We start from the raw sequence: 22724 nt of genomic DNA, 5'->3' as shown, positions 1-22724 counted from the left end.
CCAGATGTTCACCCGTCCGGTGCCTCTGTTGACGTTTGCCATCGGCATTCTGGGGGCGAACTCTTTGATCCTGCCGCCAATTGCCGTGGCCGTCGCGGCGGATCTGGGCAGCCTGCCCACGCGGATTGTCGCCGCAATGAGCGCCTATGGCGCTGGCACTGTGATCTCGGCTCTGTTTCTGGCCCCTAAGGCCGATCAGATTGGGGCCGACCGGGTGTTGCGCCATGCCACTGCCTTGGCCTGTGTGGCGCTGTTGCTCACGGCCCTTGCCAGCACCGTCACTTGGCTGATCGCGGCGCAGGGTGTGGCGGGCCTGGCGGCGGGCATGGCCCTGCCTGCGATCTACGGGTTGGCGGCGCAGGTGGCGCCCAAGGGACAAGAGAAACAAGTCATCGGCACTGTGCTGACCGGCTGGACCCTGTCATTGGTGGGCGGTGTGGTGCTGGCGACGGCGATGACGGACCTCTGGGGGTGGCGCAGCCTTTATGCGCTGATGGCGGCGGTGACGGCGCTGATCTGGGTGCTGCTGACGCGCTGCGACATGGGGGTGACACCGTCGGAGGGCGCGGCCACCTCACCGCTGACCGCGTTGCGGGTGCCAGGCATCACACGGGCGCTGTTTGCCAATCTGATGCTGATGTTCGGCTTTTTCGGCGCTTACGGGTTTCTGGGCACCCATGTGGTCGAGGTATTGGGACGTTCCACCACCCAGGCAGGTGTGCTGACAATGATCTATGGCAGCGGCTATGGCATTGCAGCGCTGCTGAACCGATTTGTCGACCGGCTGTCACGGCAACACGCCATGGCTCTGGGCTTTGCAGGTCTGGGGGTTGCACATCTGGCCACGGGTATTGCCGCGCCAAGCTATGTGGCCTTGATGGGCACGGTGTTTCTGTGGGGGATATTTCAGGCCTTTGGCCTTAATGCCGTGGTGGATCGCCTGAACCGACTGGAGCCGAGGCAGCGGGGCGCGATCATGGGGCTGAATTCCGCCAGCACCTATCTCTGTGTCACCATTGGGGCAACGGCCTATGCCCTGCCCTATGCCAGTTTCGGGCTGGCGGGCTGTGTGGCAATTTCGGCGCTGTGTTCCTGGCTGGCCGCAGCGGAGTCACTGACCCCGAACCGGCAGCGCTAGGTGCAGTTTAGCGGTTCATCCGGCGGGCCATGCGGGCCGTTTTGCGGGCGCGGCGCGCTTCCTTGATTCCGTTGCCGCCGGCGACCTTGTTCAGCCCCGCATCGACCCCTTTGTTGACCAGACGGCGCGTCACCTGACGCAACACCATCTTGATCACCTGATTGGCGTTCATTGCTTTTCTCCTGCTCTCTGCCCTTCATATAGACACGGAATGTGCCGATTTGAGGGCCACGCGACAGGAAAAGTCTGCAAAAGATGGGCCAAAACGAATTAGGCGCGATTTGCACGCCCTAAACAGGGTTAATCCTCGAACATGTCACCCTGATTTTCGTCCTCGATCACCTCTTCTTCGTCCTCATTGGTGACACCTGGCATGTTGCCCGGACGCGGCCGGTTGTCCAAGAGGCCCGCCGCCCGCAGTTCTTTCAGGCCAGGCAGATCGCGGGCATTTTCCAGCCCGAAGTGATCCAGAAATTCCTGCGTCACCACAAAGGTCACTGGACGGCCGGGGGTCATCCGACGGCGACCGAAACGGATCCATTCCAGCTCCAGCAGTTGATCAACGGTGCCGCGACTGACCGAGACGCCACGGATCTCTTCGATCTCGGCGCGGGTGACGGGCTGGTGATAGGCCACAATGGCCAGTGTTTCGATCGCGGCGCGGCTGAGTTTGCGGGTCTCAACCGTTTCTTTCTGCATCAGGAACCCAAGATCCGGCGCCGTACGCACCGCCCAGGCATCCCCAACCCTAACCACGTTCACCCCACGCCCTTCATAGCGTTTACGCAGGTGCACCAGCGCTTCGGACACGGTGCTGCCATGGGGCAAACGGGCCTCCAGCTCCTTCACCGAAACCGGCTCTGCCGAGGCAAAGAGGATCGCCTCGACCATCCGCTCCTGCTCGGCCATTGGGGGCGCTTCAAAAAGGCTTTCTTCCTGTTCGGGGATCAGGGGATTGTTGCGCATCCCCTCTAGCTGCTCGTCAGTCATCCCCGCTCTCCTCATTGGTCTTGTCGTCCGCATCTGCGGGGCCGGTGTAGCGCCCTGCAACCCGGCTTTTGCTTTGGCCCAGAGCGCCCTCTTTGGCGGCCCCTTCTTTACGGCGCAGCTGGATCGGTTCAAACGTGCCGCCCTGACGCAGCTCTACCTTGCCTTCTTTGGCCAGCTGCAAGGTTGCCGCAAAAGTTGCCGCTGTGGCAGACCGTTTGCGCATCACATCGCCGTCCCAGCCTATGGGGAAATAGCTGCTCAACTCGGTCCAGGTGCCAGCAAAACCGATCATACCGCGCATTCGTTCCAGCGCCTGTTCCATTGTGAACACCGCATCACGGTCCATCACAAAGGGGCGAAACTCATCCTTGGTGCGCAGACGGGCATAAGCCTGCATCAGATCCATCAGCGTTGCGGTATAGGTCACGCGACGCACGCGGGTCATGTTTTCCGGCACGCCCCGTTCAAAGAAATCCCGCCCCTTCTGATCCCGCGCCATCAGTTTGGCCGCGCTGTCACGCATGGCCTGCAACCTTTCCAGCTGAAACGCCAGATGTGCGGCCAGTTCTTCGCCCGAGGGGCCTTCTTCGCTGGGGTCAGGCGGCAACAGCAAACGAGATTTCAGGAAGGCCAGCCAAGCCGCCATCACCAGATAGTCCGCCGCCAGTTCAATCCGCAGCTCCTTGGCTTTCTCAACAAAGGCCAGGTACTGTTCGGCCAGTTGCAGGATCGAGATCTTGCGCAGGTCCACCTTCTGGGTGCGGCCAAGCGTCAGCAACAGGTCCAGAGGGCCTTCATAGCCGTCCACATCCACAATCAACGCCTCAGCGGCCAGACGATCGGCCACGTTTTCGGGGTTCTGCGGATTTAGATCAAATTCCTGATCGGCCATGCCTGAAAGTCAATTCTACGCTCTGTTCAACAGCGCGTCATGTTTGGCTTTGAGGGCTTCAATGTCAATTGTTTCTGCAGTCACAGCCGTTTCGGCAACCGCGCGTACCAGCATCGCCCGGTCTGCCCGCACCTGCGCCGCCTCTGACATCCTGCCCGCCGCCTCTGCCACACGCATTTTGTCAACGAGAGGCGCATTGCAGTAGAGGACCGCGTCGCAGCCCGCCGCAATGGCATCAGCCGCAATATCCGCGCGGTTACCCGCCAGTGCCTGCATCGAAATGTCATCGGTCATGATCAACCCGTCAAAGCCGATCTCTTCACGGATCATCTGCATCACCACAGGCGACAGCGTGGCGGGGCGATCGTCCAACGCGTCATAGAGTAGATGGGCCGTCATCCCCATCGGCAGGTCATTCAGCGCTTTGAAGGGGGCAAAGTCCTGTTCCAAGTCAGCGCGTTCCACGCTCACCCGCGGCAGCTCCTTGTGACTGTCACTCACCGCTCGACCATGTCCCGGCAGGTGTTTCAACACCGGCACCGCGCCCCCCGCCAGCAGCCCTTCTGACACGGCACGGCCAATCTCAGCCACAGTGCCCGGCGCCATGCCGTAGCAGCGGTTTTGCAAAAATGGATGGGTTTCCGGCGCGGCCACATCGGCCAAGGGCGCACAATTGCTGTCGATCCCGTATTGGCGCAGTTCCAGCGCAATGATCTGTGACCGCAGACGCATGGCTTTTGCCGCGTGCGCACCTGCCAGCGCGACCTCTTCCAGAGGTGGCAGGAATTGGGTCGCCAACGGCGGCGCCAGCCGCTGCACCCTGCCGCCTTCCTGATCGATGGTGATCAGCGCATCGCGCCCCACAGCCTCGCGCAGCTCACCACAGAGACGGCGGATCTGATCGCCGTCTTCGATGTGACGCGCAAAAAGAATAAAGGCAAAGGGATCGGCGTCACGAAAGAACGCCTTCTCCTCAGCCGACAGAACCGGGCCGACCGGATCAAGGATCGTTGCACCGACATGCGCCATGCTTTGACCTCACTTATGGGTGACGGGGATACACTCGGCCTTTTCCGCCTGCAGCGCCGAACAGAACCGCCGCGCCTCGGACAGATCCGCAAACCCATGTGCCCGCAACCGGTAGAAAGTGCGGCCACCGCTTTGCGCCTTCTGGATCACCCGCTGCTTGTTCTGCAGAAATTCGCTGAAGCGGCGGGACAGGCGGTCCCATTCCTTGCGGGCAATTGCGTCACTTTCATAAGCGCCCAACTGTGCCAGACGGGTGCCCACCGGCAGGTCGGTCGGGGCCACATCCACCGGCGCTACCGGCGCTGGAGACCGCGACGCTACCCGTGCGCCCCCTGTGGGACGCGCTTTGGGACGCAAGGATTTGCCGAGCCCCCCTTTCACCGGGGTAATCTCCTTTGCGGCGGCCTCTGCAGCCGGGACGGTGGGCGAGGCCTCTGGCGCAACCTCCTGCGTCAGCGCCGCCTGTTGCAGCACTTCCTCAGTGGATGCAGTTCCAAGCGGCTGTGCCTCGATCATCAACTGATTGACCAGAGCCTCAACCGAAAGATTGGTTTCGCCTCCCGTCGTTGTTGGGGCAGGAACAGATTGTGCAGGGGCCGAAACCTCCAGGTCCGTAGGAGCCGCAACGCTGACCGCGTCACTGGCGTCCAGATCAATCGGCTTGGGCGCCAGGATCAGACGCTCCGCAGGCGCTTCAGCCGCACCGATGGCGGCAACTTGATTGACCGCCAAGCCCTGATTTTCAGCCCGTGCACCTCCGGGATCCTCCGGCTGAACCCGCATCGGTCCTTCGGCAGCGCGTACAACAGGCACACCGCTGACGTCGCGGGTAACCAGCTGATAGCCCCAGACACCAATGCCAACCACCAGCCCAAGCGACACAGCCGCGCCGGCAAAGTTCACTAAAGTGCCAAAGGATTTTCCCGCAGGCGCGGCCTGATAAGCCGCAGCGCCCGCGTGGTCTGCGCCAGTTGTGCCCCCATTTGGAGCACCATAAGATTCGCCGGGAACGGGCGCTTCATAGCGCCCGGGAGCCTGCATCTCAGCCATATTCGCCTCTTTCCGCGTCGGGGGAGGATCCCCCGAAAACTGCTTCACGGACCGGCGATAACCGGATGCTTTAGCGCATCTCTTCCGCCGGTTTCACACCCAGAATACCAAGACCTGCGGAAATAACAACGGCCACGGCACGGGCAAGGGCGATTTTCGCCTGACTGGTCGCCGCATCGCCCTCCTGCAGGAAGCGCAGCGACATGTCATCATTGCCACGGTTCCACAGCGAATGGAAATCGCTTGCCAGTTCATAGAGATAGAAGGCGACACGGTGAGGTTCATTGTTGCGCCCGGCAATCTCAACCAGACGTGGCCATTCCGCCAGTTTCTTGGCCACTGCCATCTCGGCCTCATGGCCCAGTAGGCTCAGATCCGCCGCCGCCAGCGTCGCGTCGTCACGGGCAATCCCCGCCTCTGTTGCCTTGCGCAGCACCGAACAAACGCGGGCATGGGCATATTGCACGTAGAAAACCGGGTTGTCCTTGGACTGCTCCAGCACCTTGTCAAAGTCAAAGTCCAGCGGCGCGTCGTTTTTGCGGGTCAGCATGTGGAAACGGGTCACATCCGCGCCCACCTGCTCGACCACGTCCCGCAGGGTCACAAAGGTCCCTGCCCGTTTGGACATCTTAAACGGCTCACCGTTTTTGTAGAGCTTGACCAGCTGGATCAGCTTGATATCCAGTGGCACCTTGCTTTCGGACAGGGCCGCAACCGCCGCCTTCATCCGTTTCACATAGCCCCCGTGGTCGGCGCCAAAGACGTCGATCAGCAGGTCAAAACCCCGTTCGACCTTGGTCCAGTGATAGGCAATATCAGGCGCAAAATAGGTCCAGGAGCCGTCGGATTTCTTCACCGGACGGTCCACGTCATCGCCATAATGCGAGGACTTGAACAGTGTCTGCTCGCGCTCTTCCCAATCCTCAGGCAGTTTGCCCTTCGGCGGCTCCAGCACCCCCTCGTAAATCAGCCCCAGATTTTCCAACCGCTCCAGCGCCGCCTCGATCTGGCCGGTGCCATACATGGATTTCTCCGAGTAGTAGACATCCATCGACACGCCCAGCGCCGCCAGATCGCCACGGATCATTTCCATCATGGCTTCGGTGGAATATTCGCGGATCTCCTGTAGCCACTCGGCCTCAGGTTTGTCCAACAGGCTGTCGCCGTATTTCTCTTTCAGCGCTTCGCCGACGGGGATCAGGTAGTCTCCTGGATAGAGCCCTTCGGCAATCTCCGGCTCCAACCCATTGGCTTCGCGGTACCGTTCAAACGCCGAGCGCGCCAGCACATCCACCTGCGCGCCGCCGTCGTTGATGTAGTATTCGCGGGTGACGTCATAGCCAACGTAATCCAAGAGCGACGCCAAAGCATCGCCGAACACCGCGCCACGGGTGTGCCCCACATGCATGGGCCCCGTCGGGTTAGCAGAAACATATTCAACGTTCACCTTCTTGCCAGCCCCTAAGGTGGAGCGACCATAGGCCGTGCCATCGATCAGTGCGGTCTTCACAATGCCCTGCCAGAGACCCGCATCCAGTCGCATGTTCAGGAACCCGGGACCCGCCACCTCGGCGCTGGTGATGCGAGCATCCTCGGCCAGTTTACCCGCCAGTTTCTCGGCAATGTCACGTGGCTTCATCTTGGCCGGCTTCGCCAGCACCATTGCGGCGTTGGTCGCCATGTCACCATGCAGCGGATCACGCGGCGGCTCTACCGCCACATTGGCAAAGTTCAGCCCCTCAGGCAGATCACCGGCAGCAACCATCTGCTCCAGCAGTTCCAGTACCAGCCCACGCAGCTCGGCAAAAAGGTTCATCACACCAAATCCTCTATCTCTTGGCGCGGGTTTACCATGCAGACCTCAAAGGTCAACGCATAGCCGCGCTGCAAAGGATTTATTGAGTATTTGAGGATCATTGAAAGGCGCTTTCTTCTTGGCTCCAATATCCCGGGGGAGGACCGCAGGTCCGGGGGCAGCGCCCCTTGTTACACCGCCTCCTTGGCACCCAGCCAGACCACCTGCCACTCCGCCGCCAGCGGCAGAGATTTGTCCGCACATGGCAGGCGCGGGTTGCCTTTGGGATCGATCGCCAGCAGCAACACGGCCTCTGGTGTGTCGTGCTGCCATTGCTCAACCGGATATTCCGCGCTGAGCCGGGTCAGGCGCATTTCTTGACCGGCGCGGATCTGGGCCTCTAATGCATCAAACGTCAGGCCTGCCGCAAAGCCGCGCCCGCCCAATGTGCTGGGCAGGGCGTGTCGGCTGTTGCCGTCTTTTTCACGGGCAATCTGGAAAACATTGTCGCGGCCAAATTCAGGGCCAAGATCGGTGGTGATCAGCGTGTTATAGGCATCATTGTCACTCAGCGCGATGATGCGGCCGTATTGCGCCAGTTCCAGATTGTGCTCGGCCGCTTCTGACAGCACATCGCCATAAAAGGTGTTCAGCCCCGCCTGCCGCGCGGCGCGCAGGTGGCCGCGGTTGGGGTCCGCGATCAGAACCGGCAGCCCCGCCTTGTCCAGACATTCCGCCAGCGCCGTGGAAAACCGCGATCCCCCCACCAGCAGTACGCCGGGCGTTGCCGCTCCGGCCAGTCCTAAAAGACGCGCAAACGGGGTCAGCGTGAAGCCGTGCAGCACCACAGTCACCGCCACCAGTACAAAAGCCAAGGGCGCCACCAGCGCGCCGTCCATCACACCCAGTGCCGCCAGCCTTTCGCCAAAGAGTCCCGCCACCGCCACAAGCACCACGCCACGGGGTCCGGTCAAGGCGATCAGCACCCGTTCCTGCCACGGCAGATCCGTGCCGAGGAGCGAGATCAGAACCGTCAGCGGCCGTGCGAGCAGCACCACGGCACCAACAAACAACGCCGCGCGCCAGTTGAGCTGCGCCAGCGTGGAGAAATCGATAGAGGCTGCCAACAGGATAAAAACGCCGGACACCAGGAGAACCGTGGTGTGTTCCTTGAACCGTCGCAGTTCCACATAAGAGGGCAGTTCGGCATTGGCGATCACCACCCCCATGATGGTCACCGCAAGCAGGCCGCTTTCATGCAGCACCGTGTCCGAAGCGGCGAAGATGGTGATCAGCACCACAAACAGCACCGGCACCTTCATATATTCCGGCACCATGCCCTGTTTGAACGCCTTGGCAATGCCATATCCCGCCGCTGCGCCCAGCGCGGTGGCCACCGCGATCCCCAGCACCAAGGCTTGCGTGGCATGGGACAGGGTCTCCGTGGTGTTGAGCACAACAACCACTTCAAATGCCAGCACCGCTGCCAGAGCGCCGATGGGATCATTCACAATCGCTTCCCATTGTAGCAGCGCCGCAGGGCGTCGGCCCAGTTTGGCCTGCCGCAACAGCGGTGCAATCACCGTGGGGCCGGTGACAATCATAATGCCGCCAAAAACCGCCGAGGCTTCCCATCCCAGCCCGGCGCCATAGTGCAGCGCCAGTGCCGAGGTCAGCCAACCCAGTGGCGCCCCCACAAAGACCAGCCGTTTCACCCCTGTGGCCGCATCACTGAGCTGATGGAAGTTCAGCGTCAGCCCGCCTTCAAACAGGATAATGGCCACGGCAACGGACACCATCGGTCCAACCAAGGGCCCGATGTCACGGGCTGGATCCAGAATACCCAGCACCGGCCCCACAAGGATACCCGCCACCAGCATCAAAACGATCCCCGGCAGTTGCAGCCGCCAGGCCAGCCACTGCGCGCCGACGCCCAGCGCGCCGACAAGGGCAATTGCATTAATCGGGGTTAATCCAACTACGTCCGGACTGGCCATGGTCTGCTCCTCTTTTCAAATCCTGGGCTAAAATGCGGTTTGGTTCATTATGGAATGGGTCAATCGTGGTGCTGGATCGGTGTGGCCCGACGCCCCGCCGGAATGGCACGCCGCCCGGTCAGATGTTCAACCTCTTGCAATGCGAACCGGTCCGTCATGCCCGAGATGTAATCCGACACGATCCGCGCCAGCCCTTCCTCTGACGTGACCTCGGCCACATCTTTGCGCCATTGTTTCGGCAGCAGTTCGGGTCGCGACATGAAGATCGGGAACAACTCTTTCACAGCTTCCGTCACATAGGTGCGGATCTCCACCACCTCAGGCGCGCGGTACATGCGGTGAAATAGGAATTCGCGGATTTGCTTCAGATCAGCCCAGAGCGCAGGTGTAAACTGCACCATCATTTTGCCCGCATCGCGGATGTCCTGCGCCGATTGCGGGTCAACCTCGGCCAGATTGGCGCGGGTGACGGCAATTACATCTTCGACCAGCACCCCAAAGAAGCGACGCAGCGCTTCATGGCGACGCCGGTAATAGTTCAGGCCGGGATATTTCTTATCCACTTCCCCAAAGCAGTCCTGCAGGATCGGCATCGTCGCCAGCTCATCGGTCGAGAACATCTCGGCCCGCAGCCCGTCATGCAGATCGTGGTTATTATAAGCAATGTCATCCGAAAGCGCCGCCACCTGCGCTTCGGCGCTGGCATGGGTGGACAATTCCAAATCATGCTCCGAGTTGTAGGCGGCAAGCGCCCAGGGCACCTGCCCTTCCACCGGACCATTGTGTTTGGCAATACCTTCCAGCGTTTCCCAGGTCAGGTTCAACCCGTCCCATTCGGCATAGTGACGCTCCAGATTGGTGACAATGCGGATGGCCTGTGCGTTATGATCAAAACCGCCATAGGGCTGCATCAACTCAGCCAGCGCGTCCTCACCTGTATGGCCAAAAGGCGTGTGGCCCAGATCATGCGCCAGCGCCACCGCTTCGGTCAGTTCCTTGTTCAGTCCCAGAGTGCCCGCAATGGTCCGCGCCACCTGCCCCACCTCAATGGAATGGGTCAAACGGGTGCGGAAGTAATCGCCTTCGTGTTCAATAAAGACCTGCGTCTTATGTTTTAGCCGCCGGAAGCTGCTGGCGTGAATGATGCGGTCGCGGTCCCGCTGGAAGCAAGAGCGGAAGGTGCTCTCTTCCTCTGCATGCAGACGCCCGCGGCTTTCGGCGGGGTTGGATGCGAATATGGCGTTCATGGAGGTCTGCCTTTGCCTGTTCAATGTGCCTGTAACGCGCCTCTGACGGACGCCTGAAAATGTGAACCGCCTGGGTGTTTGCCACCCTTGTCGCCGGTCCCTTCCCCACATATATTCGATAAACCGCTTTTGCGAAACTTTTTGGAGCCTGCAATGCAACTGCCCCCAACCGTGACCGAACGTGCCTTTGCCCGCCTTGCTGAAATCGGCGCTGGCGAACAGGGTCAGGCCCTGCGCGTGGCTGTGGAAGGCGGCGGCTGTTCGGGCTTTCAGTATGAGATCAAACTGGACGCCCCCGCAGATGATGACCTGGTGCTGGAAGGCAATGGTGAAAAGGTCATCGTGGATGAGGTCTCCCTGCCCTTTCTGACTGGGGCCACCATTGATTTCACCGAAGAGCTGATCGGCGCCCGGTTTGTGATCGAAAACCCCAATGCCACGGCGTCCTGTGGCTGCGGCACCTCCTTCTCGATGTAACGCCAACCGCGACGGTCCTTGACCTGTTGCAGCCCTGCCGCCCATGCTGAGCCCATCCATAGGGAGGGCCAGCCATGCCGCAAGACACAGCCACCACCGCCAAGACCCAGCGTTACAGCCTGCCATTTCGCCTACTGCATTGGCTGACCGCGCTGATCATCCTGATGATGCTGATTGCCGGTCAACAGTTCGCTGGTGAAATGGCTGAGGCGGACAGGATCTTCTCACTGACAGGGCACTCAAGCCTTGGGGCGATCATTGTCGGGCTGCTGATCCTGCGCGTAGCCTTGCGTCTTACAGGTCTGTCAGGCCGCCCGGTGCAAGACATTGCCCCCTGGCAAAACTTTGCCTCCAAAGTGGTGCAGGCTGGGATCTACCTTCTGATGATCTACCTGCCGGTGACCGGGCTCCTGGTTGCCCGCAACCACCCGCTGCCGGTGCAACCTTTTGGCGGTGCGTCCATTTCCACCCCCAACCTCACCAGCTATGAGGCGCTGCGCCCGCTGCATGAATACGGCGCCAAGGCGCTGATGCTGCTGTTGGTCCTGCATATTGGCGCCGCGCTGATGCACCGCCTGATCCTGCGCGACCGCGTTATGGCCAGCATGAGCCTGCTGAGACAACGTCGCTAAGAATAAATGCGCCAGAAATCAACCACCACACGCCCCCTTGCACCTGCCCCCGCCCCTCAGGCATAGACAGGGGGCAAACAGGGAGCGCACGGATGAAAATTGCCAGTTTCAACATCAACGGTATCAAAGCCCGTGTGAACGCGCTCAGCGACTGGCTGGACGAAGCCCAGCCCGATGTCGCCCTGCTGCAGGAAATCAAATCAGTGGACGAAGCCTTCCCGCGCGAACTGTTCGAAGAGAAAGGCTATAACGTCGAAACCCACGGCCAGAAAAGCTTCAACGGCGTGGCGATCCTGTCCAGACTCCCGCTCGAGGATGTCAGCCGCGGCCTGCCCGGAGATGACAGCGATGAACAGGCCCGCTGGATCGAAGCCACAGTGGTCGGCAAAGAAGCGGTGCGCCTGTGCAACCTCTATCTGCCCAACGGCAACCCGGTCGAACTGGGCGACGATGGGCTGGCCGTGCCAGGTGGCAAGTTTGACTACAAACTGCGCTGGATGGACCGCCTGCACGCCCGCGCCGAAGCCCTCCTGGCCGAGGAAATGCCCTTCCTGATGGCCGGCGATTACAACATCATTCCTCAGCCCGAGGACGCCCGACGTCCCGAAGCCTGGATTGGCGATGCCGCCCACCGCCCTGAAAGCCTGGCGCTCTGGCGCAAACTTTTGAACCTCGGCTTCACCGAAGCCTTCCGCTCCCGTATGCGCGGCGAAGGGCACTACAGTTTCTGGGACTATCAGGCCGGTGCCTGGAACCGCGACGACGGCATCCGCATCGACCATTTCCTGCTCAGCCCCACCTGCGCCGATCTGCTCCGCGATGTGCAGATCGACAAAGAAATCCGCGGCCGCGAAAAACCCTCGGATCACGTGCCGGTCTGGGTCGAACTCGCCATCTGATATCTGCGGGCTGAACCGTTGTATATTTGAGTATTTACAGATCATTGAAAGCCACATTCTTCTTGGCTTTCAATATCCTGGGGGTGAGGCGGCACGCCGAGGGGGCAACGCCCCCTGCCCCGAGCACCTCAAGCGCCGCGCGTTTCGTCGTGGCAATAAAGCCAGTCAAACTGATGCAACATCCGGTCCGGCGCGGCTTTACCCATCATACGCAGCGCCAAATGGGCGGCGCCCCTCAAGGGGGGGAACCGCAAGTGGTATTTCCAGGCATTGCCTGTGGCCGCGTCAATCACTTTGGTGGCCCGTGTTTTGCGGCGGTTTTCATATCCGGCAAGCCCCGCAACGATGCTGTCATGACCTGCCAGTTCCTCCGCAAGTGCCCAGGCATCCTCCAGCGCCATGGACGCGCCCTGGGCCAGAAACGGCAATGTCGGATGAGCCGCGTCGCCCAATAGCGCCGTCTGCCCCCCCTGCCAATGTTGCGCCACCGGATGGCGGAACAACCCCCAAAGGTGCACCTCCTCCACCAATCCCAGAATATTCTGCATCTCTGCCCCGCAATCGGCAAAGGCGCGGCGCAGATTTTCGGGGTCATCGAGATGAGCCCAGCCTTCTTCAGCCCAGTCCTGGCGTTCCTGTACGGCCACTATGTTCAACGCAGAGAAATCGCGCAGCGGATAGCTTACCAAATGCCGCCCCGGCGCCATATGCAACCAGGCCTCGGCCCCGCGCCCGACGTGGTTGGGCACCACCGCCCGCCAGGCCACCTGGCCGGTGAAAAACGGTTTGTCTTCGCCATTGAGGGCCGGGCGCAGCTTGGAATGCAGACCATCGGCCCCCACAACCAGATCCGCCTCGATCCGGCTGCCGTTGGACAGATGCACCACCGGACGTGCGCCTGCGGCAGCGGGTTCGACCGATGTCACGTTTTGCAAGAGGCGCACCTTCACACCCGCTTCGCGCGCGCCGTAGGCCAGCATCTCGATCAAATCGGCGCGGTGTACAAAATGGTACTTCTGATCTTCCAGCTTGGAGAGGTCCATGCGCAGCACTTCGCCCTTGCGGTAATCTCTGAGCGACACCGCCTGCGCCTGCACCGAGGTGCGCGTCAGCACCTCGCCCAGACCCAGCGCCCGCAAGACGGCAAATCCATTTGGGCTGATCTGCAGACCGGCGCCAACCTCGCGCAGGGCCTCAGCCTGTTCCAGCAGCGTCACCTGCACCCCGCGCATTGCCAGCGCCCGCGCCACAGCCAGGCCGCCAATACCGCCGCCAATCACCACCGTGTCCATGCCGAGAAGGCTCATCTTATCCTCGTAGGCGTCTAAATTGCTTATAAAGCCGGATCAAATGACAAACGCCGAGGACCAGCCCCGGCGTTCGTGTCCTAGCTTATTAAATTGCCGCTGAAACAGCAGGCAATCAGTCGTCCCGATGCACTTTCTCGCGACGCTCGTGACGTTCTTGTGCCTCGAGGCTCATCGTTGCGATCGGACGGGCGTCCAAACGCTTCAGGCTGATCGGTTCACCGGTGACTTCGCAGTAGCCATATTCGCCTTCGTCGATGCGGCGCAGGGCCGAGTCGATCTTGGCAACCAGTTTGCGCTGACGGTCCCGCGTGCGCAGTTCCAGCGCGCGATCCGTCTCTTCACTGGCGCGGTCCGCAACATCGGGGATATTGCGGGTACCGTCCTGCAATCCTTCGATGGTGTCACGGGTATCGGCCAGCAAATCTGCCTTCCAGTGCAATAGCTTACGCCGGAAGTATTCCAGCTGCTTGTCATTCATAAATGGTTCGTCCTCAGCCGGACGATAATCTTCGGAAATAAAGGTTTCCGCCTTCATCTCAATACCCTCATCATGGCCAAGTGGTGTCAACATAGTATCCTTTGACATTCTGGCGCCTCCCGAGGCGGGGTCTAACGGAAACAGGGGGGAATGTCACTACCCATAACGACCTTGATTGCGGGGGCTTTAGCTTCACGTTAGTGTGACGCCAAGCACTGAATGACGGATTGAGGCGGATGAAATTCCAAGGAACCGAGGCCTATGTGGCCACCGAAGACCTGACTGTAGCGGTCAATGCAGCTGTCACGCTGGAACGCCCGCTTTTGGTCAAGGGCGAACCAGGCACCGGCAAGACTGAACTGGCCAAACAGGTTGCCAGCGCGCTGGGTCTGGAGATGATCGAGTGGAACATCAAATCCACCACCAAGGCGCAGCAGGGCCTTTACGAATATGACGCCGTCAGCCGGTTGCGGGACAGCCAGCTGGGCGAAGAGCGTGTGCATGATGTGAAAAACTACATCAAGAAGGGCAAGCTCTGGCAGGCGTTTGACGCGGACAAGAAAGTGGTGCTCTTGATCGATGAGATCGACAAGGCCGACATCGAGTTCCCGAACGACCTGTTGCAAGAACTCGATAAGATGGCGTTTCACGTCTATGAGACTGGTGAAACGATTGCGGCGAAGCACCGCCCGGTGATCATTATCACCTCAAACAACGAAAAAGAGCTGCCCGATGCCTTCCTGCGGCGCTGTTTCTTCCATTACATTTCCTTCCCTGACGCCGACACGATGCGCAAAATTGTCGAAGTGCATCACCCCGGCATCAAGGAACAGCTGCTGACCACGGCGCTGACCCAGTTTTATGAAATCCGCGACACCCGTGGCTTGAAGAAGAAACCCTCGACCTCCGAGGTTCTGGACTGGCTCAAGCTGTTGCTGGCCGAGGATCTGGATGCCGAAGACCTGCGTCGCGACGGCAGCAACGCGCTGCCACGGCTGCATGGTGCCTTGCTGAAGAACGAACAGGACGTGCATCTGTTTGAACGGCTTGCCTTTATGGCGCGCGGCCAACGTTAAGGCCGGGGGGCATTCCGGCACCAACACAAACGCGAGGCGCATCCTGCCGCCCCGCCACCTTTTAGGGTAAACATGGTTAACAAACCCGTCGTATTGTTTCCTGATGGGATACCTAATTCCCCATTTCCGCCGCAAAGCGCGCCTATTGTGGCCGTGAGTGTCCCGGGTCTGACAAATTACTGACGGGCTGACGCTGACGAAGACTGTGAATGGTTGATGATTTTTTGAGTGAGAAAGCGTAAAGATGTCAGGGCTGCTGTTAAGAACGACACTGATGAAGGGGGGCATTTCTTGGGATGAATAAGTTCCTGTATATCCTGCCTTTCTGTCTGGGGCTCAGCGCCTGTATGGCCACCGCCCCTACTGACCAGCCGACCCGGGCCTCTACTGAACCGGTCCAAATGCTGCCGCCCATGAAGACCTTCAGCGCCTCGCGTGCCACGGCGCCGCAAGTGTCCAATTCAGATCTGGCCCGCGACATTCTGGATCTGGCTTTCAAGCTGGAATCCGGTCGGGCGCTGCCCAGTTTCACCCGTTTCGAAGGCCCGATTACCCTGCGTCTCACCGGCCAGGCGCCGATCAGCCTTTCGCTGGAGCTGGACACGCTGGTCAACCGGCTGCGCAGTGAGGCGGGCATCAACATCCGTCGGGTGCAATCCGGCACGGCCTCGATCACCATCGAAGCCGTCAGCCATGCCAGCATCCGCCGCTACCTGCCCTCGGCCGCCTGTTTTGTGGTGCCCAACGTCTCGAGCCTGTCTGAATACGGCAAGGCGCGTCGTGATCCGCGCACCGACTGGACACGGCTGCAAAACCGCGAACGGCTGGCGATCTTTGTGCCCTCGGATGCACCGCCACAGGAAATGCGCGACTGCCTGCACGAGGAACTGGCGCAGGCATTGGGGCCGCTCAACGATTTGTACCGCCTCTCTGACAGCGTCTTTAACGATGACAACGTCCATACGGTGCTGACTGGCTATGACATGCTGGTGCTGCGCGCCTTCTATGCGCCCGAATTGCAAACCGGCATGAGCCGCGATCAGGTGGCCCGCCGTCTGCCTGGCATTCTGGCCCGGCTGAACCCTGCGGGACAAAACCGCAGCCCGCTGTATCTGCGCGAAACGCCGCGCAGCTGGATTGAGGCGATCCAAACCGCGCTTGGCCCCGGTGCCAGCGCTGCCGGCCGCCGCTCTGCGGCCCAGAAGGCGGTAAACATTGCCCGCGCCCAGGGGTGGCAGGACCACCGCCGCGCCTTTTCACACTACGCCCTTGGACGGCTCACACAGGGCCATGACGCCGATATCGCCCTGTCACATTTTCTGGCGGCGCAGCGCTACTACAGCCAGCTGCCCGGCACCCGGCTGCACGCCGCACAGGTGGCCCAGCCACTGGCGGCCTACGCCATCAGCGAAGGCAACGGTCAGGCCGCGCTGGATATCCTCGACCCTTATCTCGGGGTGGCGGCAAAACATGAAAACGCGGCCTTGCTCTCGACCTTGATGCTGCTACGTGCTGAGGCGCTGGACCTCTTGGGCCGCAGCACAGAGGCGCGTCTGGTCAGGCTGGACAGTCTGGGCTGGGCACGCTACGGGTTCGGCGCCGATTGGGCGGTACGGGCCAAACTGCAGGAAATCTCTGCCTTGAGCCCGCTGAAAAGAGGAAACGGGCGCACATGATCGTAATTGCAGGTTTGGTGATCGGACTTCTGTTTGGCGCAACTTTGGCCAAACGCCGCAAAGGCAAAACCAAGGACCTGCTGCAATATGCAGCGGCCTATGCGATCCTGTTCTCCATCATTGGTCTCTTTGTTACCGTCATTGTGCACCGCGTCGCCATCTGAGGCCCGCGATGTTCCAGCCCTTCTTTGAAAATCTGCGACAGGCCGGCATTCCGGTCTCGCTGCGCGAATACCTCTCATTCCTGGAGGCGGTGAAGGCCGGGCTGGTCACCTACGATGTGGACGGGTTCTACTACCTGGCCCGCGTTGCGATGGTGAAAGACGAAAAGAACATCGACAAGTTTGACCGCGCCTTTGCCGCGACCTTTTCTGGTCTGGAAGATATCCAGCTGGGGGACGTGTTGCAGGCGGTGGATATCCCCGGCGACTGGCTGGAAAAACTGGCTGAGAAACACCTGAGCGACGCCGAAAAAGCCGAGATCGAAGCCCTTGGCGGCTTTGACAAACTTATGGAAACCCTGAAGGAACGCCTGAAAGAACAGGAAGGCCGCCATCAGGGCGGCAACAAGTGGATCGGCACCGCCGGTACTTCGCCTTTCGGGGCCTATGGCTATAATCCCGAAGGTGTACGCATCGGCCAGAAAGAAAGCCGCCACCAACGCGCCGTCAAAGTCTGGGACAAACGCGAGTTTCGCAACCTCGACGGCGAAGTCGAACTCGGCACCCGCAATATCAAGGTGGCGCTGAAACGTCTGCGCAACTGGGCCCGCGACGGGGCGGACGAGGAACTGGACCTCGACGGCACCATCCGCGCGACTGCCGAACATGGCTATCTGGACGTGCAAACCCGCCCCGAAAAACGCAATGCGGTGAAGGTTTTGCTATTTCTGGACATCGGTGGCTCGATGGATCCCCATATTCAGGTGCTGGAAGAGCTGTTTTCGGCCGCCAAGTCCGAATTCAAACATATGGAGCACTTCTATTTCCACAATTGCCTCTATGAAGGTGTGTGGAAAGACAACAAACGTCGCTGGGATCAGCAGACCCCAACCTGGGACGTGCTGCACACCTTTGGCTCTGACTACAAATGTATCTTCGTCGGGGATGCCTCCATGTCGCCCTACGAAATCGCCTATCGCGGCGGGGCCAATGAACATTGGAACGAAGAATCGGGCGAGGTCTGGCTGCAACGGGCGCGGGACCAGTGGCCCGATCACATCTGGATCAACCCCGTGGCTGAAAAATACTGGCCCTACACCCAATCGATTGAGATGATCCGCGATCTTTTTGAGGACCGCATGTTCCCGATGACCCTGGCAGGCATCGAACGGGCCATGAAAGAATTGGGCCGCTGACACCACTTGTGGCTTGCCCAAACCCGAACAGTCCCGCCATAGTTGACCCAACGCCCGCCCTAAACGGGCAGCATTGATCACGGGACCCCGATGAAACAGAGCTTTCGCAGCATAGTGACGACCTGCACGGCGCTGGCGACAGGCGTGGCGACGGCGCTGTTGACGCTGCAACCGGCCTTTGCGCAGGATCGCCTGTCCGAGGTCACAGCGCTGTGGCTGTCGGGCAATGACGCACAGGCGCTGCCGCAACTGGCGGAGCTGGCCCGCGCGGGCAATCTGGACGCCCGTCTGCTGCTGGCACGGATTGAGACGCAGGACCTTGGCCCCTCCCCTTACCGCGTGGCGATGGACCCGGATGCCGCCAAGGCGCTGTTTCGCGATGCCACGGCTCCGACACTCTGGCCGCAGACCTGGCTGTCAGTGGAAGCCGCAAAAGGCGCCCCCCGCGCCGTGGCCCTGCAGAAGGCCAGTCAACCGGAACCGGATCTGCCCCTGATTAGCCAGCTCCATGCGCTTGGCGAAGCGCAAGCCAGCGACCACCCCACCCGTATTCTGGCGCTACGCGGCTCAGACGCAGAGAAAACCGCCCTCAAGGCTCATCCGGCGCTGCTGCCAGAACTTGCCCCCTACCTGGCCTATCTCACTGATCCGCCCGAGCCGCGCGGCGACGGGCTGGCGGCGTTGCGTCATATCACCGGTGATGAAACCATCGACGCCACCGATAGGGACGCGATGGGCATGGCTGGCATTCTGGCTTTGGGGTTCCACTACGGGGATCATGACGCAGGCAACCAATGGCGCCCCAAAGTGGAAGACTGGCTGCTTTCCAACCCGGCCAGCCGCCCGGTTGCCGCGCTGTGTGACACCCGTTGCCCGCAACAGGCTGGGGCCTGCAGTTTTGCTATGATGGCTCTGAACGGCGGGTATTTTGAGCTGATCCGCATCGACAGCCCGCTGGAAACCGTGATCCCGCAAGAGCGCTTCCTGCGCTCGCCGCGCGCCGCCCAGATGGTGCTGGCGGCGGGCCACATTGGCGCGGGCAGAAACCAATCTGAAATGGCTGGGTGACGCGAGTGAAATTGCGGAAATCTCGCAATGCGCGGCGGATCTGGTGACGGCGGAGCGGGCGAAATACTAACGCCACCCCACCTTGCCCCAAGACAAAAACAGCCCCATATCAAAGCAATGATCAAGTTCACCCCCATCCTCCTCGCCCTGCTTTACGGCATCGCCATGTACCGGTTTTCGGCTTGGCGCACCGCGCAGCAGCTGGATCAGCAGTCCACTGAATTGATGGACCCCAAGCTGCGCGAAATGTCGACCCGTCTGGCCCGGGCTTTGGATCTGGAGCGGGTGAAAGTGCATATCTATGAGATCGATCCGGTGAACGGCTTGGCCGCGCCGGATGGTCGGATTTTCATCACCCGTGGCTTCTATCGCAAGTTTCAGAATGGTGAGGTGACAGCCGAAGAGCTGGCCAGCGTGATAGCACATGAGCTGGGCCATGTCGCTCTGGGACATTCGCGGCGGCGGATGATCGATTTCTCAGGCCAAAACGCCCTGCGCACGGCGCTGGTGATGGTGCTCTCGCGCTTCATCCCCGGGGTCGGTGGCTGGATTGCCAATATGCTGACCACCCTGCTGGCCGCCCGCCTGTCGCGGGGCGATGAATATGAGGCGGACGAATATGCCGCCGCTTTGTTAACCAAAGCAGGGATCGGCACAGGCCCGCAGAAATCGCTGTTTGAAAAGCTGCAAGCGCTCACCGCATCGGGTGGCAATGGTGCGCCTGCGTGGTTGTTGAGCCACCCGAAAACGGCGGAGCGCATTGCCGCGATCGAGAAGCTGGAAGCGAAATGGGGCACTTGAAACGCAACGGCCTCAAATGAGTATTTTCAGATCGTTGAAAGGTAAAGCTGAGATCTAACTCAAAGCTTTTCCAAGGCGCGGCAACCTTGCCTTTTTCATCAGGGCGCGGGTGGTCCAGGGGTCCCCCGAAAGACGTTCAGCGGTCTGGCGCACACTTTCAACGATGTCTTGCATCACGCCGGGATGGGCCTGCCAGAGGCCGTGCAGGAAACCATCCGGATCCTGCCGGCTTAACCCTTCCTCGGCCAGAATATGGCGCGGGAAGTCTTTGGCGTTCATGGTGACGATCAAATCCGCCGAGCCCGCAATCGCCGCCGCCAGCACATGACGATCGGCCTCATCCGGCAGGTAAAGGCGCGCCTCCAGCGACGGCGGCCAGGTCACCTCGGCCTTGGGCCAAACGGCGCGGATCAGGGCAATTTCCCCGCGCGCCTGGGTCTCCCCCGTTGGGCCGATCTTGCGCGCGGCCCGCGCCCATTCCTCGAGGATGCGGTCCGACCAAAGCGGTGTGAACAGCCCAGCCCGCGCCGCGCCCAGCAGCACTTCGCGCATGACCGTGGGGTAGATCACACAGGTATCCAGCAGGACCTTCACTGTCTTAGAGCCGGAAGAACAGGGATTTCAGATAGCCGCTTTCTGCCAGCTGCGGCATCAGTGGGTGGTCGGGGCCAGCAAAGCCGGTGTGCAACAGCTGCGAGGGACGTCCGGCCCGGCCCAGCCCGCGCAGACAGGCGACACGGAATTTGCTGACTTCGGCCGCATGGGAACAGGAACACAGACCCAGATAGCCACCCGGCCGCACCAGAGGCGCCGCCAGACGCGCGATGCGTTCATAGGCGCGCAGTCCTGCCTCCAGCGCCTGTTTGTTCGGGGCAAAAGCGGGCGGGTCACAAATCACCACGTCAAAGCGTTCGCCTTCTTCGCCCAGCTGCGCCAGAACGTCGAAAGCATCGCCTTTGCGGGTGGCGAAACGATCTGCCACACCGGCTGCTTTGGCGCCAGCTTCGGCCAGGTCCAGCGCGGCGGCAGAGCCATCCACGGCCAGCGCCGAAGATGCGCCCCCGGCCAGGGCGGCCAGCGAAAACCCACCAACATGAGAAAACACATCCAAGACCTTGGCATCTTTGGACAAAGAGGCGGCAAAGGCGTGGTTCGGACGTTGATCAAAGAACAGGCCGGTCTTCTGCCCTCCGGTCAGATCCGCCATGTAGATCGCACCGTTCATCGGCACCTCAACGGGCGCATCGGGTGCGGTACCGGTGGACACGACACTCACGTCATCGAGACCTTCCAGATTGCGCGCCCGACCGGAGGCGTTTTTCAGCACCTTGGCAACACCGCTCACCTCAATCAACGCTGCTTCCAGCGCGTCGAAATGCTCATCGGCCCAGGCCGAATTGGGCTGCACCACGGCAGCGTCACCAAAGCGGTCGATCACCACACCCGGCAGGCCATCGGCCTCGGCGTGGACAAGACGGTAGAAAGGCTCGTCGTAAAGACGCTGACGCAGCTCCAGCGCCTTACCGATCTTGGCGGCGAACCAGGCCTGATCGATCACGGCGTCGGGATTGCGATCCAGCATGCGGCCAAAAATCCGCGAGTTTGGATTGACCGCCACCAGCCCCATTGGGACACGTTCACCGTCTTCCAAGACGGCAAGGGATCCCGCGGCCAGCTTCTTGGTGCGGCGGTCGGTGACCAGTTCATTGTCGTAAACCCAAGGAAAACCGCGACGGATGGCGCGGGCGTTGGCTTTGGGTTTGAGGCGGATAACGGAATAAGAGGGCGCTGTCATGGCGCCCTCTTATCCCTGTTTGACCCCGTGGGGAAGGGTCAGTTGATCCGTTTGACCGGATCGATCGTGCTTAGAAGCGCAGAACCACCTCGGTGCTGTCATCTTCGGGGGTCACGTTGACCTCCAGACCATCGACCAGTTCGGTCACTTCGGTCGGGGTGGAACCGGGCAGTGCCAGTTCATCGGCAATCACATTGGCGAGGTGATGGGTGATGCGGACCTTTTGGCCCAGCCCCATCTGTTCAGCGCTGATCGCCTTGCTGCCGCCAAAGCCACGCAGGTCAGCCTTGACCTCACGGGTGGGCACAAGGATTTCACCGGTGGTGGGATTGCGCACGGTCATTTCAAATTCCAGCGAATGCACGCCGCCAATGGTGTAGCGGGTTTTTTCGGTCAGCGCGTGGAAACGGGTGACGTTCAGCTCAACCGCAACCGGCAGCGCCCCGTCGACGTTTTCCGCCTGCACCTTGGTGACCGCTTCCTGGAAGATACGGCCCACTTGCGCATGGCGATCGCTGATCCGCTCGCCACGCCAGACGATATCGCCGAGCGGGTAGTAAGTGTTGGCCTCCGAGACCCGCAGTTTGCGCGACACGGTGATGTCATAGTCCACGACCGAAACCACCTGCGCCACCGGGGCAGCCATTTGGGGCAAGTCCAGCGGGGCGTTCCGGCTGGCGGTGTCTACCGATGCACAGGCCGACAGTCCCAGGCCCATTGCCATCAGTGCGATCATACGAAGCGTTTTCATCTGCCTACTCCTCAGGGCGTCTCAACCTGTGTGAGCGAACCCTTTGTTGTGATTTGTCTTAAATTTGATCCGAGATTCGGGCGCAATTGGGGCAGGCTTGGGTCGGATTTACGAATTTGCTGGGATCATTCAGGGGCGTGTTTTCTGACAACTTTGCCAACAAGGCGCCATTGATCCGATACCAATTGCGCCGAGCAAGGCACCAATTTTCCTGCCCTAACGGGTTTAGTTGGTGTAGACCAGCAGCGCCCCTGCCCCACAAAGAT

Annotated in this window: 23 protein-coding genes; 10 read left to right on the top strand and 13 right to left on the bottom strand. The window is 60.8% G+C overall.

The genetic code is table 11. The annotated features are described in order from the left end of the window. Positions 1 to 4: 4 nt before the first annotated feature. A complete protein-coding gene (locus tag SIC14_RS14275; protein WP_412562590.1) occupies positions 5 to 1138 on the top strand; it encodes an MFS transporter in 1134 nt (377 codons plus the stop codon). A gap of 7 nt (positions 1139 to 1145) precedes the next feature. Here the strand turns inward: SIC14_RS14275 and SIC14_RS14270 are convergent, their stop codons facing one another. The 8 genes from SIC14_RS14270 to SIC14_RS14235 all read right to left on the bottom strand — a co-directional run bounded on the left by SIC14_RS14270 (position 1146) and on the right by SIC14_RS14235 (position 10138). After that, entirely contained in the window at positions 1146 to 1310 is a 165-nt protein-coding gene (locus SIC14_RS14270; RefSeq protein WP_412562589.1) for a hypothetical protein, read from the bottom strand. A gap of 128 nt (positions 1311 to 1438) precedes the next feature. After that, entirely contained in the window at positions 1439 to 2128 is a 690-nt protein-coding gene (gene scpB, locus SIC14_RS14265; protein WP_412562588.1) for an SMC-Scp complex subunit ScpB, read from the bottom strand. After that, the gene (locus tag SIC14_RS14260) at positions 2121 to 3020 is read right to left on the bottom strand and encodes a segregation and condensation protein A (RefSeq protein ID WP_412562587.1); all 900 of its coding nucleotides are present in this window, start codon (positions 3018 to 3020) and stop codon (positions 2121 to 2123) included. The genes scpB and SIC14_RS14260 overlap by 8 nt, the downstream gene beginning before the upstream one ends. Before the next feature lie 15 nt (positions 3021 to 3035). Continuing rightward, positions 3036 to 4049, bottom strand: a complete 1014-nt coding sequence (locus SIC14_RS14255) for a glycoside hydrolase family 3 N-terminal domain-containing protein (protein WP_412562586.1) — start codon at positions 4047 to 4049, stop codon at positions 3036 to 3038. 9 nt (positions 4050 to 4058) lie between these two features. Further along, on the bottom strand, positions 4059 to 5099 hold the full coding sequence (locus tag SIC14_RS14250; protein WP_412562585.1) for an SPOR domain-containing protein: 1041 nt from the start codon (positions 5097 to 5099) through the stop codon (positions 4059 to 4061). A gap of 70 nt (positions 5100 to 5169) precedes the next feature. Next, on the bottom strand, positions 5170 to 6915 hold the full coding sequence (gene argS / locus SIC14_RS14245; protein WP_412562584.1) for an arginine--tRNA ligase: 1746 nt from the start codon (positions 6913 to 6915) through the stop codon (positions 5170 to 5172). Between the two features lie 170 nt (positions 6916 to 7085). Then, the gene (locus tag SIC14_RS14240) at positions 7086 to 8891 is read right to left on the bottom strand and encodes a cation:proton antiporter (RefSeq protein ID WP_412562583.1); all 1806 of its coding nucleotides are present in this window, start codon (positions 8889 to 8891) and stop codon (positions 7086 to 7088) included. A 59-nt stretch (positions 8892 to 8950) separates the two neighbouring features. Then, positions 8951 to 10138 (bottom strand): deoxyguanosinetriphosphate triphosphohydrolase, encoded by a 1188-nt coding sequence (locus SIC14_RS14235; RefSeq protein ID WP_412562582.1) that lies wholly within the window; start codon positions 10136 to 10138, stop codon positions 8951 to 8953. A gap of 153 nt (positions 10139 to 10291) precedes the next feature. Here SIC14_RS14235 and SIC14_RS14230 point away from each other — a divergent pair, with 153 nt between their 5' ends. From SIC14_RS14230 to xth, 3 genes are all read left to right on the top strand, one after another. Beyond that, positions 10292 to 10615: a HesB/IscA family protein gene (locus SIC14_RS14230; protein WP_412562581.1), complete on the top strand. Its 324-nt coding sequence runs from the start codon at positions 10292 to 10294 to the stop codon at positions 10613 to 10615. Positions 10616 to 10689: 74 nt separating this feature from the next. After that, positions 10690 to 11247: a cytochrome b gene (locus SIC14_RS14225; protein ID WP_412562580.1), complete on the top strand. Its 558-nt coding sequence runs from the start codon at positions 10690 to 10692 to the stop codon at positions 11245 to 11247. 92 nt (positions 11248 to 11339) lie between these two features. Next, entirely contained in the window at positions 11340 to 12146 is an 807-nt protein-coding gene (xth, locus tag SIC14_RS14220; protein WP_412562579.1) for an exodeoxyribonuclease III, read from the top strand. Between the two features lie 128 nt (positions 12147 to 12274). Here the strand turns inward: xth and SIC14_RS14215 are convergent, their stop codons facing one another. Both SIC14_RS14215 and dksA read right to left on the bottom strand, forming a co-directional pair. After that, positions 12275 to 13453 carry an FAD-dependent monooxygenase gene (locus SIC14_RS14215; protein ID WP_412562578.1) on the bottom strand — a complete coding sequence of 393 codons (1179 nt, stop codon included), beginning with the start codon at positions 13451 to 13453 and terminating at the stop codon, positions 12275 to 12277. Positions 13454 to 13568: 115 nt separating this feature from the next. Continuing rightward, positions 13569 to 13991, bottom strand: coding sequence for an RNA polymerase-binding protein DksA (dksA, locus tag SIC14_RS14210; RefSeq protein ID WP_412565874.1), 423 nt, complete (start codon positions 13989 to 13991; stop codon positions 13569 to 13571). A gap of 179 nt (positions 13992 to 14170) precedes the next feature. Between dksA and SIC14_RS14205 the strand changes: the two genes are divergently transcribed. From SIC14_RS14205 to SIC14_RS14180, 6 genes are all read left to right on the top strand, one after another. Further along, positions 14171 to 15010: an AAA family ATPase gene (locus SIC14_RS14205; protein WP_412562577.1), complete on the top strand. Its 840-nt coding sequence runs from the start codon at positions 14171 to 14173 to the stop codon at positions 15008 to 15010. A gap of 296 nt (positions 15011 to 15306) precedes the next feature. Continuing rightward, positions 15307 to 16686: a DUF2927 domain-containing protein gene (locus tag SIC14_RS14200; protein ID WP_412562576.1), complete on the top strand. Its 1380-nt coding sequence runs from the start codon at positions 15307 to 15309 to the stop codon at positions 16684 to 16686. Continuing rightward, the gene (locus tag SIC14_RS14195; RefSeq protein ID WP_412562575.1) at positions 16683 to 16850 is read left to right on the top strand and encodes a hypothetical protein; all 168 of its coding nucleotides are present in this window, start codon (positions 16683 to 16685) and stop codon (positions 16848 to 16850) included. The genes SIC14_RS14200 and SIC14_RS14195 overlap by 4 nt, the downstream gene beginning before the upstream one ends. A gap of 8 nt (positions 16851 to 16858) precedes the next feature. Then, the gene (locus tag SIC14_RS14190) at positions 16859 to 18043 is read left to right on the top strand and encodes a vWA domain-containing protein (protein WP_412562574.1); all 1185 of its coding nucleotides are present in this window, start codon (positions 16859 to 16861) and stop codon (positions 18041 to 18043) included. A gap of 90 nt (positions 18044 to 18133) precedes the next feature. Next, entirely contained in the window at positions 18134 to 19111 is a 978-nt protein-coding gene (locus tag SIC14_RS14185; RefSeq protein ID WP_412562573.1) for a hypothetical protein, read from the top strand. Positions 19112 to 19228: 117 nt separating this feature from the next. Further along, positions 19229 to 19912: a M48 family metallopeptidase gene (locus tag SIC14_RS14180; RefSeq protein ID WP_412562572.1), complete on the top strand. Its 684-nt coding sequence runs from the start codon at positions 19229 to 19231 to the stop codon at positions 19910 to 19912. Positions 19913 to 19966: 54 nt separating this feature from the next. Here SIC14_RS14180 and SIC14_RS14175 read toward each other — a convergent pair whose 3' ends face one another. The 3 genes from SIC14_RS14175 to SIC14_RS14165 all read right to left on the bottom strand — a co-directional run bounded on the left by SIC14_RS14175 (position 19967) and on the right by SIC14_RS14165 (position 22458). Beyond that, on the bottom strand, positions 19967 to 20506 hold the full coding sequence (locus tag SIC14_RS14175) for an RSP_2648 family PIN domain-containing protein (protein WP_412562571.1): 540 nt from the start codon (positions 20504 to 20506) through the stop codon (positions 19967 to 19969). Positions 20507 to 20510: 4 nt separating this feature from the next. Next, on the bottom strand, positions 20511 to 21707 hold the full coding sequence (locus tag SIC14_RS14170; protein ID WP_412562570.1) for an RSP_2647 family RNA methyltransferase: 1197 nt from the start codon (positions 21705 to 21707) through the stop codon (positions 20511 to 20513). Positions 21708 to 21777: 70 nt separating this feature from the next. Continuing rightward, positions 21778 to 22458 carry a DUF6778 family protein gene (locus SIC14_RS14165; protein ID WP_412562569.1) on the bottom strand — a complete coding sequence of 227 codons (681 nt, stop codon included), beginning with the start codon at positions 22456 to 22458 and terminating at the stop codon, positions 21778 to 21780. Positions 22459 to 22724 lie beyond the last annotated feature (266 nt).

The sequence above is a fragment of the Thalassobius sp. MITS945101 genome (assembly GCF_047123305.1).
Lineage (GTDB): Bacteria > Pseudomonadota > Alphaproteobacteria > Rhodobacterales > Rhodobacteraceae > Thalassobius.
Note: the sequence above shows the minus strand (reverse complement) of the source record. Positions and strands in the feature narration are given on the sequence as shown.

Excerpts from the sequence above, each read along its gene's own strand:
- argS (WP_412562584.1), bottom strand. The coding sequence starts at position 6,915 with ATGAACCTTTTTGCCGAGCTGCGTGGGCTGGTACTGGAACTGCTGGAG.
- xth (WP_412562579.1), top strand. The coding sequence starts at position 11,340 with ATGAAAATTGCCAGTTTCAACATCAACGGTATCAAAGCCCGTGTGAAC.
- SIC14_RS14205 (WP_412562577.1), top strand. The coding sequence starts at position 14,171 with ATGAAATTCCAAGGAACCGAGGCCTATGTGGCCACCGAAGACCTGACT.
- SIC14_RS14250 (WP_412562585.1), bottom strand. The coding sequence starts at position 5,099 with ATGGCTGAGATGCAGGCTCCCGGGCGCTATGAAGCGCCCGTTCCCGGC.
- SIC14_RS14200 (WP_412562576.1), top strand. The coding sequence starts at position 15,307 with ATGAATAAGTTCCTGTATATCCTGCCTTTCTGTCTGGGGCTCAGCGCC.
- SIC14_RS14235 (WP_412562582.1), bottom strand. The coding sequence starts at position 10,138 with ATGAACGCCATATTCGCATCCAACCCCGCCGAAAGCCGCGGGCGTCTG.
- SIC14_RS14230 (WP_412562581.1), top strand. The coding sequence starts at position 10,292 with ATGCAACTGCCCCCAACCGTGACCGAACGTGCCTTTGCCCGCCTTGCT.
- SIC14_RS14180 (WP_412562572.1), top strand. The coding sequence starts at position 19,229 with ATGATCAAGTTCACCCCCATCCTCCTCGCCCTGCTTTACGGCATCGCC.
- SIC14_RS14255 (WP_412562586.1), bottom strand. The coding sequence starts at position 4,049 with ATGGCGCATGTCGGTGCAACGATCCTTGATCCGGTCGGCCCGGTTCTG.
- SIC14_RS14260 (WP_412562587.1), bottom strand. The coding sequence starts at position 3,020 with ATGGCCGATCAGGAATTTGATCTAAATCCGCAGAACCCCGAAAACGTG.
- SIC14_RS14195 (WP_412562575.1), top strand. The coding sequence starts at position 16,683 with ATGATCGTAATTGCAGGTTTGGTGATCGGACTTCTGTTTGGCGCAACT.
- SIC14_RS14190 (WP_412562574.1), top strand. The coding sequence starts at position 16,859 with ATGTTCCAGCCCTTCTTTGAAAATCTGCGACAGGCCGGCATTCCGGTC.
- SIC14_RS14170 (WP_412562570.1), bottom strand. The coding sequence starts at position 21,707 with ATGACAGCGCCCTCTTATTCCGTTATCCGCCTCAAACCCAAAGCCAAC.
- SIC14_RS14215 (WP_412562578.1), bottom strand. The coding sequence starts at position 13,453 with ATGAGCCTTCTCGGCATGGACACGGTGGTGATTGGCGGCGGTATTGGC.
- SIC14_RS14185 (WP_412562573.1), top strand. The coding sequence starts at position 18,134 with ATGAAACAGAGCTTTCGCAGCATAGTGACGACCTGCACGGCGCTGGCG.
- SIC14_RS14165 (WP_412562569.1), bottom strand. The coding sequence starts at position 22,458 with ATGAAAACGCTTCGTATGATCGCACTGATGGCAATGGGCCTGGGACTG.
- scpB (WP_412562588.1), bottom strand. The coding sequence starts at position 2,128 with ATGACTGACGAGCAGCTAGAGGGGATGCGCAACAATCCCCTGATCCCC.
- SIC14_RS14275 (WP_412562590.1), top strand. The coding sequence starts at position 5 with ATGTTCACCCGTCCGGTGCCTCTGTTGACGTTTGCCATCGGCATTCTG.
- SIC14_RS14240 (WP_412562583.1), bottom strand. The coding sequence starts at position 8,891 with ATGGCCAGTCCGGACGTAGTTGGATTAACCCCGATTAATGCAATTGCC.
- SIC14_RS14225 (WP_412562580.1), top strand. The coding sequence starts at position 10,690 with ATGCCGCAAGACACAGCCACCACCGCCAAGACCCAGCGTTACAGCCTG.
- dksA (WP_412565874.1), bottom strand. The coding sequence starts at position 13,991 with ATGAAGGCGGAAACCTTTATTTCCGAAGATTATCGTCCGGCTGAGGAC.
- SIC14_RS14270 (WP_412562589.1), bottom strand. The coding sequence starts at position 1,310 with ATGAACGCCAATCAGGTGATCAAGATGGTGTTGCGTCAGGTGACGCGC.